At 70.6% G+C, this 13,741-nt stretch carries 14 protein-coding genes; 10 read left to right on the forward strand and 4 right to left on the reverse strand.

Annotated elements, in window-relative coordinates; genetic code table 11:
* Nucleotides 1-13: 13 nt before the first annotated feature.
* Genes OHA81_RS19160 through OHA81_RS19175 form a run of 4 tightly spaced genes read left to right on the forward strand, consistent with a single transcriptional unit; the run spans nucleotide 14 to nucleotide 2,597 of the window.
* Nucleotides 14-538 carry a GNAT family N-acetyltransferase gene (locus OHA81_RS19160; RefSeq protein WP_329202381.1) on the forward strand — a complete coding sequence of 175 codons (525 nt, stop codon included), beginning with the start codon at nucleotides 14-16 and terminating at the stop codon, nucleotides 536-538.
* Entirely contained in the window at nucleotides 531-1,664 is a 1,134-nt protein-coding gene (gene tsaD, locus OHA81_RS19165) for a tRNA (adenosine(37)-N6)-threonylcarbamoyltransferase complex transferase subunit TsaD (protein ID WP_329197542.1), read from the forward strand. The genes OHA81_RS19160 and tsaD overlap by 8 nt, the downstream gene beginning before the upstream one ends.
* On the forward strand, nucleotides 1,661-1,933 hold the full coding sequence (locus OHA81_RS19170; protein WP_329197544.1) for a hypothetical protein: 273 nt from the start codon (nucleotides 1,661-1,663) through the stop codon (nucleotides 1,931-1,933). The genes tsaD and OHA81_RS19170 overlap by 4 nt, the downstream gene beginning before the upstream one ends.
* 46 nt (nucleotides 1,934-1,979) lie before the next feature.
* Nucleotides 1,980-2,597 (forward strand): hypothetical protein, encoded by a 618-nt coding sequence (locus tag OHA81_RS19175; RefSeq protein WP_329197546.1) that lies wholly within the window; start codon nucleotides 1,980-1,982, stop codon nucleotides 2,595-2,597.
* 68 nt (nucleotides 2,598-2,665) lie between these two features.
* On the opposite strand, the gene OHA81_RS19180 is transcribed toward OHA81_RS19175, so the two are convergent.
* The gene (locus OHA81_RS19180) at nucleotides 2,666-3,853 is read right to left on the reverse strand and encodes a class I SAM-dependent methyltransferase (RefSeq protein WP_443056583.1); all 1,188 of its coding nucleotides are present in this window, start codon (nucleotides 3,851-3,853) and stop codon (nucleotides 2,666-2,668) included.
* Between the two features lie 91 nt (nucleotides 3,854-3,944).
* On the opposite strand from OHA81_RS19180, the gene OHA81_RS19185 reads away from it, so the two are divergent.
* From OHA81_RS19185 to OHA81_RS19195, 3 genes are all read left to right on the forward strand, one after another.
* Nucleotides 3,945-4,889 (forward strand): polysaccharide deacetylase family protein, encoded by a 945-nt coding sequence (locus OHA81_RS19185; protein ID WP_443056584.1) that lies wholly within the window; start codon nucleotides 3,945-3,947, stop codon nucleotides 4,887-4,889.
* Nucleotides 4,890-4,966: 77 nt separating this feature from the next.
* The gene (locus OHA81_RS19190; protein ID WP_443056585.1) at nucleotides 4,967-5,773 is read left to right on the forward strand and encodes a polysaccharide deacetylase family protein; all 807 of its coding nucleotides are present in this window, start codon (nucleotides 4,967-4,969) and stop codon (nucleotides 5,771-5,773) included.
* Between the two features lie 474 nt (nucleotides 5,774-6,247).
* A complete protein-coding gene (locus OHA81_RS19195) occupies nucleotides 6,248-6,622 on the forward strand; it encodes a VOC family protein (protein WP_329197552.1) in 375 nt (124 codons plus the stop codon).
* 439 nt (nucleotides 6,623-7,061) lie between these two features.
* On the opposite strand, the gene OHA81_RS19200 is transcribed toward OHA81_RS19195, so the two are convergent.
* The gene (locus OHA81_RS19200) at nucleotides 7,062-8,459 is read right to left on the reverse strand and encodes an FtsW/RodA/SpoVE family cell cycle protein (RefSeq protein WP_329197555.1); all 1,398 of its coding nucleotides are present in this window, start codon (nucleotides 8,457-8,459) and stop codon (nucleotides 7,062-7,064) included.
* Nucleotides 8,460-8,773: 314 nt separating this feature from the next.
* Between OHA81_RS19200 and groES the strand changes: the two genes are divergently transcribed.
* On the forward strand, nucleotides 8,774-9,082 hold the full coding sequence (gene groES / locus OHA81_RS19205; protein WP_030230757.1) for a co-chaperone GroES: 309 nt from the start codon (nucleotides 8,774-8,776) through the stop codon (nucleotides 9,080-9,082).
* Nucleotides 9,083-9,220: 138 nt separating this feature from the next.
* The gene (gene groL / locus OHA81_RS19210; RefSeq protein WP_136213256.1) at nucleotides 9,221-10,849 is read left to right on the forward strand and encodes a chaperonin GroEL; all 1,629 of its coding nucleotides are present in this window, start codon (nucleotides 9,221-9,223) and stop codon (nucleotides 10,847-10,849) included.
* Between the two features lie 111 nt (nucleotides 10,850-10,960).
* Here the strand turns inward: groL and OHA81_RS19215 are convergent, their stop codons facing one another.
* A complete protein-coding gene (locus OHA81_RS19215; protein ID WP_329197560.1) occupies nucleotides 10,961-11,695 on the reverse strand; it encodes an ester cyclase in 735 nt (244 codons plus the stop codon).
* Between the two features lie 74 nt (nucleotides 11,696-11,769).
* Nucleotides 11,770-12,543 (reverse strand): SDR family NAD(P)-dependent oxidoreductase, encoded by a 774-nt coding sequence (locus OHA81_RS19220; RefSeq protein WP_329197562.1) that lies wholly within the window; start codon nucleotides 12,541-12,543, stop codon nucleotides 11,770-11,772.
* Nucleotides 12,544-12,660: 117 nt separating this feature from the next.
* On the opposite strand from OHA81_RS19220, the gene OHA81_RS19225 reads away from it, so the two are divergent.
* Entirely contained in the window at nucleotides 12,661-13,569 is a 909-nt protein-coding gene (locus tag OHA81_RS19225) for a LysR family transcriptional regulator (RefSeq protein ID WP_329197564.1), read from the forward strand.
* Nucleotides 13,570-13,741 lie beyond the last annotated feature (172 nt).

Raw genomic sequence — 13,741 nt, forward strand, 5'->3', positions numbered from 1 at the left:
GGTACTGCGTGAGATGCGCTGGTGGGACATCGGGCCCGTGCTGGAACTGGAACACGAGCTGTTCCCCGAGGACGCCTGGTCCGCCGGAATGTTCTGGTCCGAACTCGCCCACGCGCGCGGCCCGCACGCCACCCGCCGCTACGTCGTCGCCGAGATCCCTCCCGACGGCGGCTCCGCCGCGGCGGACGGGGCCGCCGGCCGCATCGTCGGTTACGCCGGGCTGGCCGCCGCCGGGGACCTGGGTGACGTCCAGACCATCGCCGCGGCCCGCGACCAGTGGGGCACCGGCCTCGGCGCCCGGCTGCTCGACGACCTGCTGCGCGCCGCGACCGCCTTCGAGTGCGCCGAGGTGCTGCTGGAGGTGCGGGTGGACAACACCCGCGCCCAGAAGCTCTACGAGCGCTTCGGTTTCGAGCCGATCGGCTTCCGCCGGGGGTACTACCAGCCCGGCAACGTCGACGCGCTCGTGATGCGACTTTCCGATCCCGCACACTCCGTCCTCGCGGACGGACCCGTACAAGGTGAGACCCATGGCTGACGAACCCCTCGTCCTCGGCATCGAGACCTCCTGCGACGAGACCGGCGTCGGCGTCGTCCGCGGCACCACCCTGCTGGCCGACGCGATCGCCTCCAGCGTCGACGAGCACGCCCGCTTCGGCGGTGTCGTACCCGAGGTGGCCTCCCGCGCGCACCTGGAGGCCATGGTCCCGACCATCGACCGCGCCCTCAAGGAAGCCGGCGTCAGCGCCCGCGACCTCGACGGCATCGCCGTCACCGCGGGCCCGGGCCTGGCGGGGGCGCTGCTGGTGGGCGTCTCGGCGGCCAAGGCGTACGCGTACGCGCTGGGCAAGCCGCTGTACGGGGTCAACCACCTCGCCTCGCACATCTGCGTCGACCAGCTGGAGCACGGGCCGCTGCCCGAGCCCACCATGGCGCTCCTGGTGTCGGGCGGCCACTCCTCGCTGCTGCTCGCGCCGGACATCACCGCCGACGTACGGCCGCTCGGCGCGACCATCGACGACGCGGCCGGCGAGGCCTTCGACAAGATCGCCCGCGTGCTCCAGCTGGGCTTCCCCGGCGGTCCGGTCATCGACCGGCTCGCGCGGGAGGGCGACCCGAAGGCGATCAACTTCCCGCGCGGTCTGACCGGGCCGCGCGACGCGGCGTACGACTTCTCCTTCTCCGGCCTCAAGACGGCGGTGGCCCGCTGGATCGAGGCGAAGCGGAAGGCGGGCGAGGAGGTGCCGGTGCGCGACGTGGCGGCGTCCTTCCAGGAGGCCGTGGTGGACGTGCTGACCCGCAAGGCGATCCGCGCCTGCAAGGACGAGGGCGTCGACCACCTGATGATCGGCGGGGGTGTCGCGGCCAATTCCCGGCTGCGGGCGCTGGCCCAGGAGCGGTGCGACGACGCGGGGATCATCCTGCGCGTGCCGCGGCCCAAGCTGTGCACCGACAACGGAGCGATGGTGGCCGCGCTCGGTGCGGAGATGGTCAAGCGGAACCGTCCGGCCTCGGACTGGGACCTGTCGGCGGACTCCTCGCTGCCGGTGACGGACCCGCACGTCCCGGGCACGCGGGGCGGTGACGGGCACGGGCAAGGGCACGGGCACACGCATGACCACGACCACGTGCACGAGCTGAGCAAGGACAACCTCTACTCATGAGCACGGTCGTGCTGATGTGGGAGGCCCGGGCGGTGCCCGGCCGGGGCAACGAGCTGCTGGAATGGGCCCGCGCCCAGGTCCTGTCCCGGGAGCCGGTGCGCCGCGAGGTGCTGCGGGCCCCGCAGGACCGGGTGCTGGTGGTCACCTGGTGGGAGGCCGCGGAGGGCGTGGCGGCGGAGCTGCCCGAGCTGCCCGAGCCGGCCGCGGACCTGATCACCCGGGCCGTGCACCGCTGGCGGTTCGAGTCGGTGGAGGTCGCCGGCGGCTGAGCGCCGGTCGAGTGACTTTGTATCAGGTCCTCGTACGGTCATGTGCATGTCCCGTCGTGAGCTGCCTCCCCCGCCGCCGCCCGCGCACCTGCGGGAGTGGCTGGACGAGTCCGTCGTGCGCGCCGAGCGGGCGCGCTTCCTCCAGGAACTGGGCCGGCGCATCCTCGGCCCCGGCCGGCTGCTGACGCTCTGGGCGGTGGCCGCCGTCTTCGCGCTCGGCTGGAGCTTCATCGGCATGGCCCTGAGGGCGATCGAGAGCCACGACCCGCTCTCGTACTTCTTCGGGGCCGTCTTCGGCGCGCTCGGAGCGGGCGTGCTGGTCCCCGCCGGGATCTGGTTCGCCAAGGGCGCCGAACGGGACCGGCAGCTGCGCCGGCTGCTGTGCGCGTGGGCCGAATCCGACCGGGACCCCGCCGCGGCCGCCCTGGTGCGCGCCCCCTGGCGGAGCCTGACCTGGCTGCTCGCCTCGTTCGCCCTCGGCGCCGTCGGGCTGTGGGTGACGTTCGGGACGGCGCTGGAGGCCCGGCCGGGCGAGGTGACGTACGGCGAGGTCACGTATCTGATGGGGCTCGGCCTGATCCTGTGGGTCACCGCGCTCCTCGGCCTCGGCAAGGCAGGCGCGCACCACCGCTGGGCCGTGCGCGCCTTCGGTGAAAGGGCGTAGGAGCTCGGCGCGGACGCCGGCGGCGCAACCGGCCACGGGCGGTCCGGATCCCCGGGCGACCGGGCCGTTCACCGCCTTTCCACGGGCGCCCCGATCAGCATCGAGGGAGCGCCGTCGACGCGGGTCAGGATCACGGTCGCCGAGTGCGGCCCCTGGGGTTTGACCTTCTTGCGAAGCTCCTCGGGCTCGATCGCCGAACCGCGCTTCTTCACCGTCAGGACGCCGACGCCGCGCTCGCGCAGCAGGGCCTTGAGCTTCTTCAAGCCGAAGGGCAGCACGTCGGTGATCTCGTACGCGGTCGCGTACGGGGTGGCGCGCAGCTCGTCCGCGGTGATGTAGGCGATGGTGGGGTCGATCAGCCGTCCGCCCAGCTGCTCGGCGACCTCCGCGACCAGGTGGGCGCGGATCACGGCGCCGTCGGGCTCGTACAGGTACCGGCCCACCGGCCCCGCCTCGGGGTCGGGCAGCGGATCGGCGGTGCGCAGCGCGCGCGGCCCCGGGAGCAGGGTGGCCCGTACGCTGCCGGGCTCCGTCCCGAACCACAGCACGGCCTCCTTCACGTCCCCCTGGTCGGAGATCCACTCGGCCTCGGCCTCCGCCGGGACGGCCTCGTGCGGGATCCCCGGCGCGATCTTGATGGCGGCGTACGGGGCGCTGCGCGCGGCCGCGACGGCCCAGGACAGCGGCGGGGAGTAGCTCTCGGGGTCGAAGATCCGGCCCCTGCCGCCGCGCCGGGCCGGGTCGATGAAAACGGCGTCGTAGCCGGCGGTGTCGACGGTGGTCACGTCCGCCTCCCTGACCTCGATCAGGTCCGCGAGCCCCAGCGCTTCGGCATTGGCCCGGGCGACGGCGACCGTCAGCGGGTCGTGGTCCACCGCCAGCACCCGGATGCCCAGGCGGGCCAGGGCCAGGGCGTCCCCGCCGATGCCGCAGCACAGGTCCGCGACGCTGCGTACGCCGAGGGCCGCGAGCCGGCCGGCGCGGTAGGACGCGACGGAGGCGCGCGTGGCCATCTCGCCGCCGCCGGGGGTGAAGTACATCCGGAAGGCGTCCTCGGCCCCGAACTTCACGGACGCCCGCTGCCGCAGCCGGGCCTGCCCGAGCGCGGCGGAGACCAGGGCGGCGGGGTGCTCGCGGCGCAGCCGGGTGGCCACGGCCAGCTCCTGGGCGGGGTCGTAGTCGTGGAGCGAGTCGAGGAGGGCGCGCCCCTCGGGGGTGAGCAGGGCGGCGAAGTCTTCGGGGGTCACGGGGACCATTGTCGGCCAGTGTGGGCCAGTCGATGGAAGGTCGAGCTCCGCTCGCGGTGTCTTCCGGGGCCCGGGGGAGTGTCCTGGGAGTATCCGCGCTATGCAGCCTGTACGACAAAAGGGAAATAAGACGCAACAAGGTCATCGGCCCGCGGCGCGTCCGCTCGGCCGGTACGGGGTGGCCCTCGCCGCGCTGCTGGTCGCCGCGCTGGGCACCGCTTGCGGCTCCTCGAACCCGCCGGCCACCAAGCCCAAGGGCGGCTCGGGCGCCGAGGGCGCCGGCGCGGCGGGCGCGCTCGCGAACCCCGCCGAGCAGCAGAAGGCCGCCCAGCAGGCCCGGATCGCCGCCGCGAAGAAGTGGAAACTGGCCAAGCCGCCGCTGACCGCCCCGCCCGCGCCCAAGACCAAGCCGGAGATCACCACCCGCGACGGCTTCGAGGTCGAGGGCCAGGAGAACCTCCCGCCCGTCTTCACCACGGTCCCCACCGAGGACAAGGTCGTCTTCCTGACGATCGACGACGGCGCGGAGAAGGACCCCGAGTTCCTCACGATGATGGAGGAGCTCCACCTCCCCTACACGGCGTTCCTCAGCGACTACCTGGTCCGGGACAACTACCCGTACTTCAAGAAGATGCAGGCCGCGGGCGTCACCCTGAACAACCACACGCTCAACCACCGCTACCTGCCGGCCCTCGACTACGAACAGCAGCGCGAGGAGATCTGCGGCCAGCAGGACACCATCCAGAAGCAGTTCGGCAAGCGGCCGTCACTCTTCCGGCCGCCGTACGGCAACTACAACCAGGACACCCTGCGCGCGGCGAAGTCCTGCGGCATCAAGGCCGTCCCGCTGTGGAACGCCGAGGCGTTCCCCAACCGGATGGACTGGCGGGAATGGGACCGGGACCTCCACCCTGGTGACATCATCCTCACGCACTTCCGGGGCCGGGAAGACTGGAAGGGCACCATGCCTGACATGATCCGTCATGTCATGAAGACCGTCACGGACAAGGGATACGCCGTGGCCCGCCTGGAGGACTACTTGTGAAGTACGCGCGCCGGTTGGTAGCCGGGACGCTCGCAGCCGGCGCGCTCGCGCTTTCCCTCTCGGGGTGCGGGAACAGCGTGGACCCCATCGAACGACTGGGGCGCAAGACCAAGCAGGAGACGGGGAAGCCCTCGGCCTCCCCGTCCGCATCCTCCGCCGCCTCCCCTTCTCCGGCGCCGGTGGCACCGGTGGACGACGCGTACCGCAAGTGGGGGCTGAACGCCCCGGTCCAGTACGCGCCGAAGCCCTCCCAGAAGCCGCAGATCCCCCAGGCCGCGCCGGGCAAGCCGGCCGTCATAGACCGAATACCCGTCGCGCCGACCGACAAGGTCGTCTTCCTGACCTTCGACGACGGCGCGGAGAAGAACCCGCAGTTCCTCAAGATGGCGGCCGACCTCAAGCTGCCGATCAGCATGTTCCTGACGGACAACGTGGCCTCGTCCGACTACGGCCACTTCCAGACGCTGCGCGACAACGGCAGCGGCAGCACGATAAACAACCACACGCTGACCCACCCCAACCTGCGCACGCTGGGCTTCGCGGCGCAGAAGAAGGAGATATGCGGTCAGCAGGAACGCCTGGAAAAGCGCTTCGGCACCAAACCGACCCGCTTCCGGCCGCCGTTCGGCAACTACAACGACGACACCCTCAAGGCCGCCTCCGAGTGCGGCATCTCCCAGGTCATCCTGTGGCGCGTGTCGATGCAGATCACCGGCTTCCAGTACGCCGAAGGCTCCGCGCTGCGCCCGGGCGACATCATCCTCGCCCACTTCCGCGGCCCGTCGGAACTCAAGGGCGAGACGGAAACCCAGATGACCGCCAACATGCTCAAGCGCATCCAGGAGCAGGGCTTCAAGATCGCCCGCTTGGAGGACTACCTGTAGGGGGGCGGGGTTTCGGGGCTCTCGGGGGCTCTTGGGGGCGGGGTGTCGGCCGGGGTGCTCGGCCCGCCGGGCCGGGTTGCGGGGGCGGGGTGTTCACCGGACGGCCTCAGAGAGGGCATGGGGGTTTCCCGTCAGTCCGATCGTCTCTCCGCGTCGGCCCGGTCCCTCAAGGGCGCTCGCTGCGCTCGCGTCGCTTCGCGATGGCCTTCGGCCACCCTTGACCGACCGGCCCGCCACGGATCAACGAAGACTGCCGGGAACCCCCCAAAAGAACGATCACCGGGCAGAGACCCGGAGGAGCGGCCCCGTCAGCGATCCGCGGCGGGGTCCGCGCGCACCAGATCGCTACGCGCTCCTCCCGTCCCGGCGTCTCCAGACCGTCTTGGGCCGGTCATGGACCCCTCCACTCCGGAGGGACCGCATCGGTGGCAAAGTCCGTGGACATCGGTGACGCGCGTGATCGATAGTGCGTCAATGTCTTCTCTCATACGACACCTCACCATCGACTGCTCCGACGCCTACCGCCTGGCGCAGTTCTGGGCCGCCGTCCTCGACGGCTCGCTCGCTGACGACGACTTCCCCGGCGACCCCGAGGCATTGGTCAAGGCGCCGGGCACGACTCTGCTCTTCGTGACAGTGGCCGATGCCAAGACGGTGAAGAATCGGGTGCACGTGGACCTGCAACCGCAGGACCGGTCGCGGGACGAAGAGGTGGACCGCATCCTCGCGTTGGGTGCCACCCTGGTGGGCGACCACCGCAGGCCCGACGGAACCGGATGGGTGACTCTCGCCGACCCGGAAGGCAACGAGTTCTGCGTGGAACGCAGCCTCGCCGAACGCGCCGGCTGACTCGGCCCGCGATCGCAGTCCGGGGCCGGTGGACGAGGTCGTGGGCGGCTTATGTCCAGCCCCAGACGGCCTGCAGTCGCTGAGATGGGGGGAGCGCGTAGCGATCTGGCGCGGCATCTCGGGGTGGGGCCCCTGCAGCTGTGAGGGGGATGGGCAGAAAGCAGGCACCGGCCCGTTCCTCTGGGGGTTTCCCGTCAGTCTTCGTTGATCCGTGGCGGGCCGGTCGGTCAAGGGTGGCCGAAGGCCATCGCGAAGCGACGCGAGCGCAGCGAGCGCTCTTGAGGGACCGGGCCGACGCGGAGAGACGATCGGACTGACGGGAAACCCCCATGCCCTCTCTGAGGCCGTCCGGTGAACACCCCGCCCCCGCAACCCGCCCGGCGGGCCGAGCGCCCCGGCCGGTACCCCGGCCGGCACCCCCGCACCCCACACCCCGCCTCTACACCCCCACCCCCGCCGGGGTCAGCGTCGTTTCCGCCGGGTCGTGGGCGTCCGCCTCGCGTTGGCGTTCCGCGCTGTCGCTGATGCGGAGCAGCAGGGCGATCATGAGCCAGTTCGCCAGGAGGGACGAGCCGCCCTTCGCCAGGAAGGGCAGGGCCTTGCCCGTCAGGGGGATCAGGCCCGTGACGCCGCCCGCGACAACGAACACCTGGAGCGCCAGCGCCGCCGCCAGGCCCACCGCCAGGAGTTTGCCGAACGGGTCCCGCGCCGCAAGCGCCATCCGCAGGCCCCGCTGGACGAGCAGCCCGTAGAGCAGCAGGACCGCCATCACCCCCGCGAGGCCCAGTTCCTCGCCCACGGTGGTCAGGATGAAGTCGCTGCGCCCCGCGAACTTGATCAGCTCAGGGTGTCCCATGCCGAGTCCGGTGCCGGTGATGCCGCCCGTGCCGAAGCTGAACAGCGCCTGGGCCGACTGGTCGGAGGTGACGCCCGGCGGCCGGTCCGTCCAGTAGTAGGACAGCGGGTTGAGCCAGGCGGCCACGCGCGCCTTCACGTGCGGCTCGGTGGACCCCACCACGAAGGCGCCGCCCGCCGCCATGACGAGGCCGCAGACGATCCAGCTGGTGCGTTCCGTGGCGACGTACAGCATCACCACGAACACGCCGAAGAAGATGAGCGACGTACCGAGGTCCCGTTCGAAGACGAGCACGAGCAGCGACAGGACCCACACGGTGACGATAGGCCCGAGCTGCCGCATCGGCGGCAGCCGCATGCCCAGGAACTTGCGGCCCGTCAGGGCCAGCGAGTCCCGGTGGACGACCAGGTAGCCCGCGAAGAAGACCGCGATCATGATCTTCACGAACTCGCCGGGCTGGAGCGAGAACCCGAACAGGATGATCCAGCGCTTGGCCCCGTAGGTGTCCGCGCCGAAGAAGGCCGGCGCGATGAGCAGCACCAGCGCGACGGCCATGGTGATGTAGATGAAGCGCTGCAGGAGTCTGTGGTCGCGCAGCAGCGCCACCACCAGCAGGCAGGCGGCGACCCCGACCACGGTCCACATCAGCTGGCCGGGGGCGTTCGCGTCGGAACCGTAGCGCTCGATGTACCCCTGGTCGAGGCGGTTGATGAGGACGAGCCCGAGCCCGGTCAGCAGCATGGCGAGCGGGAAGACGAGCGGATCCGCATACGGCGCGAACCGGCGGATGCCCAGGTGTCCCACCAGCGACAGCAGCGTCAGGCTGATGGTGAATCCGGTGAGCTTCGGCGGCAGTGCGCCGTTCATCGCCAGACCGGCCGCGGCATGACCGAGAACGGCGATGCCGGTGACGAGGACGAGCAGCAATGCTTCGGTACGACGGCGGGCGCCGGCCACCGTCAGCGGCCTCAGTCCCCTCACGGGATGCCTTCGCCGTCGGTATTCGGGCGTTTTATCTTCATATCCACTACGACGAGGAAGCCCTGACGATGGTTCCTGGGGGCCGGTCCGGCGCCCTCCGGAGCCGTCCGGAGGGGGGTGATCCGCATTCCGTCGGGTGGTGTGTTGGCACTCCGCTTGACCGAGTGCTAATCGCCGGAATAGTCTCGCACCTGGCACTCGCCCCTGGTGAGTGCCAACACAGCGACAGGCAGGTCCGGCACCCGCGACGACGGATCGACCTGGTCGCCACCTCAGACAGTTAACCCCGGATCTCCGAAGGGGGAGGTCGGATCGTGACGACCGCCAGCTCCAAGGTTGCCATCAAGCCGCTTGAGGACCGCATTGTGGTCCAGCCGCTCGACGCCGAGCAGACCACGGCCTCCGGCCTGGTCATCCCGGACACCGCGAAGGAGAAGCCCCAGGAGGGCGTCGTCCTTGCGGTCGGTCCGGGTCGCTTCGAGGACGGCCAGCGTCTCCCGCTGGACGTCAGCGTCGGCGACATCGTGCTGTACAGCAAGTACGGCGGCACCGAAGTGAAGTACAGCGGCGAGGAGTACCTCGTCCTCTCGGCCCGCGACGTGCTCGCGATCGTCGAGAAGTAAGACACTTCTCCAGTTTTGCTTTGAGCTGCGCCCCTGGTCACCCTGCTGATGCCGGGGGGCGAGGGGCGTAGTTCGTTCTAGGCGGTGGCGGTCGCGGTGAGCGGCCGAGGATCGCAACGAGAGGACTGAACCGCTCCCATGCCGAAGATTCTGAAGTTCGATGAGGACGCCCGTCGCGCCCTCGAGCGCGGTGTGAACAAGCTTGCCGACACGGTGAAGGTGACGATCGGCCCCAAGGGCCGCAACGTCGTCATCGACAAGAAGTTCGGCGCGCCCACCATCACCAACGACGGTGTCACCATCGCCCGCGAGGTCGAGCTGGACGACCCGTACGAGAACCTGGGCGCCCAGCTCGTGAAGGAGGTGGCGACCAAGACCAACGACATCGCGGGTGACGGCACCACCACCGCCACCGTGCTGGCCCAGGCGCTGGTCCGCGAGGGTCTGCGCAACGTCGCCGCCGGCGCCTCCCCGGCCGCCCTCAAGAAGGGCATCGACGCCGCCGTCAAGGCCGTGTCGCAGGAGCTCCTCGCGACCGCCCGCCCGATCGAGGACAAGTCCGACATCGCCGCCGTGGCCGCGCTCTCCGCGCAGGACCAGCAGGTCGGCGAGCTCATCGCCGAGGCGATGGACAAGGTCGGCAAGGACGGTGTCATCACCGTCGAGGAGTCCAACACCTTCGGCCTGGAGCTGGAGTTCACCGAGGGCATGGCCTTCGACAAGGGCTACCTCTCGCCGTACATGGTCTCCGACCAGGAGCGTATGGAGGCCGTCCTCGACGACCCGTACATCCTGATCAACCAGGGCAAGATCTCCTCCATCCAGGACCTCCTGCCGCTGCTGGAGAAGGTCATCCAGGCCGGCGCCTCCAAGCCGCTGCTGATCATCGCCGAGGACGTCGAGGGCGAGGCCCTGTCGACCCTGGTCGTCAACAAGATCCGTGGCACCTTCAACGCCGTCGCCGTCAAGGCCCCCGGCTTCGGTGACCGCCGCAAGGCGATGCTCCAGGACATGGCCACCCTCACCGGTGCCACCGTCATCGCCGAGGAGGTCGGCCTCAAGCTCGACCAGGCCGGTCTGGACGTCCTCGGCACCGCGCGCCGCGTGACCATCACCAAGGACGACACCACCATCGTCGACGGTGGCGGCAGCTCCGACGAGGTCCTCGGCCGCGTCAACCAGATCAAGGCCGAGATCGAGTCCACGGACTCCGACTGGGACCGCGAGAAGCTGCAGGAGCGCCTGGCGAAGCTCGCCGGCGGCGTCTGCGTCATCAAGGTCGGCGCCGCCACCGAGGTGGAGCTCAAGGAGAAGAAGCACCGCCTCGAGGACGCCATCTCGGCGACCCGCGCCGCGGTCGAGGAGGGCATCGTCTCCGGCGGTGGCTCCTCCCTCGTCCACGCCGTGAAGGTGCTGGAGGGCAACCTCGGCCTCACCGGCGACGAGGCCACCGGTGTCTCCGTCGTCCGCCGCGCCGCGGTCGAGCCGCTGCGCTGGATCGCCGAGAACGCGGGCCTCGAGGGCTACGTGATCACCGCCAAGGTCGCCGAGCTCGACAAGGGCCAGGGCTTCAACGCCGCGACCGGCGAGTACGGCGACCTGGTGAAGGCCGGCGTCATCGACCCGGTCAAGGTCACCCGTTCCGCGCTGGAGAACGCCGCTTCCATCGCCTCCCTGCTGCTCACGACCGAGACCCTGGTCGTCGAGAAGCCGGCCGAGGAAGAGGCCGACGCCGGTCACGGCCACGGTCACGGCCACAGCCACTGACCCCGTCAGAGCTGAGCTGAACCGAGAAGGCCCCGGTTCCCGCCGCTGCGAAGCGGTGGTGACCGGGGCTTTCCCGTGCCGCGGGGCGCGGCGTGCGCACCCCGTGTGCCGTCACATGCCCATGTCCCGGGTGGTGCCGCCCGAGGTCATGCCCATGTTCATGCCCAGCTGGCGCATCAGGCCGGGGGCGTCGTAGTACCACCAGCCCTCCGCGACCTGGCCGTTCTCGATCCGGAAGGTGGTGCAGCCCGACATGCTGACTTCCTGTCCCGTCGAGGGGACCCCCATGAACTCGCCCTTCTGCCTGCCGGTCCAGTTCCACAGGGTGCTGACGCAGTCGCCTTCGGCGATCTGGCGGTGCAGGTCGAAGGTGAAGTCGAAGGCGTCGCGCCACATCGTCATGCTCCGGCGCAGCCCCTCGCGGCCGTCGGCATTGCCGGGCATCTGCATCATGTCGTGGTCCATGTAGCCGGCCGCGACGCACTCCTCCATGACGTCGAAGTCCCCCTTCTCCGCCAGGTCCTCGAAGATCCGGTTCACGAGCAGCTTGTTGAGGTACTCGTCGCGGACGACGTCCAGGTTCATGAACTTCGGCATTCCGTCGCAGAGGGACACCATTTCCTGGAACATCCGGTCCGTCTCGGGCAGCTGAGAGTTCCTCATGGCCTCCTCGTACGAGGGGAATTCGACGAGATCGACGTAGTGCGTCTTGGCGTCGCGGTCCCGTCCGATCATCGTGTGGGTGACCGTCCGCCGGCCGCTCGCCTGCTCCGCCCAGCGGTCGATGAGCGCGTTCATCTCCTCGAACCGCTTGGTTTCGTAATCAATTACCTGCACGAAAGTCATCGCGTCGCCTCCCGGGTGGATGAGACACATCCAGTTTAGGGAGATTTGCCCCGTTCGGCGCCGCGTGCAGGGACTTACCGGGGCCCGTACTTGCGGCCCGTGCGCGACGACACCCCACCCAGGAGCCCGCGCGGCGTCAGTTTCACCACGCCCATCAGCGCCTTGTACCGGGGGTCGGGGATGGACACGGTCTTGCCGCGCGCCAGGTCGGCCAGCGCCGCCGCCACCAACTTGTCGGCGTCCAGCCACATCCAGCCCGGGATGTTGTCGGTGCCCATCCCGGCCCGCTCGTGGAACTCGGTCCGTACGAAGCCCGGGCACAGCGCCATCAGCCGCACCCCGCTCCCGGCCAGGTCCTTCGCCGCGCCCTGGGTGAACTGCACGACCCAGGCCTTGCTCGCCCCGTAGGTCCCGCGCGGTACGAAGGCGGCCACCGAGGCCACGTTGACGACACCGCCGCGCCCGCGCGAGCGCATCGACTCGGCCGCCGCCGAGGTCAGCCGCAGCACCGCTTCGACGTGCACCTTCAGCATCGTCAGTTCGTCCGCCATGGAGACCTGGAGGTAGCTGCCCTTGTTGCCGAAGCCGGCGTTGTTGACCAGCAGGTCCACCGGGTGCGTGCGGTCGCCGAGGCGTGCCTCGACCGCGGCGATGCCCTTGTCCGTGGACAGGTCGGCGGCCAGCACCTCGGCCTCGATGCCGTGCCGGTCGTGCAGTTCGGTGGCCTGCTCGCCCAGGCGCTCGGTGTCCCGCGCCACCAGCACCAGGTTGTGCCCCTGGGCGGCGAGCCGCCGGGCGAAGGCGGCGCCGATGCCCGCCGTGGATCCCGTAATCAACGCAGTCGTCATAGGCGCAACCTAGCTTCATTCCGGACGGGGGTCTTCCGTCGGTCCCCGCACGCCCCGCACCCCAAAGTGAGCCTGGAGCATTGCCGCTCCGGTCAAAGCTGGGCTTATGCTCGAAGGGTGATCGAGGCACGTCATCTACGGGTCCTGCGCGCCGTCGCCGGGACCGGTTCCTTCTCCGCCGCAGCCCGCGAACTGGGCTGCACCCAGCCGGCCGTCTCCCAGCAGATGAAGGCGCTGGAGCAGTCGGCCGGCACTCCGCTGCTGATCCGGACCGGCCGCGAGATGCGGCTCACCCAGGCCGGCGAGGCGCTGGTCAGGCATGCCGCCGGCATCCTGGCCGGGCTGACCGCCGCCGAGGAGGAGGTCGCGGCGATCGCCGGGCTGCGCGCGGGCCGGGTGCGGCTCGTGTCGTTCCCCAGCGGCAGTTCCACGCTGGTCCCCACGGCGCTGGCGGCCATGCGCGCCGAGCACCCCGGCACCCGGATCTCGCTGGTCGAGGCGGAACCGCCGCGCTCGGTGGAGATGCTGCGCGAGGGGGACTGCGACCTGGCGCTGGCCTTCCGGTACGGGGCTTCGGCCGGGCCCGCCGCCGAGTGGGAGGACCTGGTGGTGCGGCCCCTGCTGACCGACCGGCTCGTGGGGCTGGTCCCCGAGGCGCACCGGCTGGCCGGAGCCGGCCGGGTGGGCATGGCCGAGCTGGCCGGGGAGCCGTGGATCGCGGGCTGCCCGCGCTGCCGCCGCCATCTGGTGGAGGTGTGCGAGGAGGCCGGGTTCACCCCGCGCATCGACTTCGCGACCGACGACTACCCGGCGGTGGTCGGCCTGGTCGGGGCGGGGCTGGGGGTGGCGGTGCTGCCGGAGCTCGCGGTGGAGTCCGTGCGGGCCAAGGGGGTCAGCGCCGTGGTGGTCGAACCGGCCGTCGAGCGGGAGGTCGTGGCGCTGACCCTGCCCGACCTCGCGCGGGTCCCGGCGGTGGCCGCGACCCTGGTGGAACTGGAGCGGGCCGCCGCGTCCATGGGGGCGTGACGGTCCCGGTCCGGGGGCGGTGCGACACGCCCGGGCGCGCCGCGTCGGCAGAGTTCCGTGGAAGGGGCTTCCGGAGGTTCGCCGCAAAGGTTCCGGGTGGGATGAGGTGATCTTCGGATGATCCGCCCTTGGAGTGAAGAAACGTTCCTTCGGACGGCTCGGAGGGTGGGGG

The sequence above is a fragment of the Streptomyces sp. NBC_00667 genome (assembly GCF_036226825.1).
Lineage (GTDB): Bacteria > Actinomycetota > Actinomycetes > Streptomycetales > Streptomycetaceae > Streptomyces.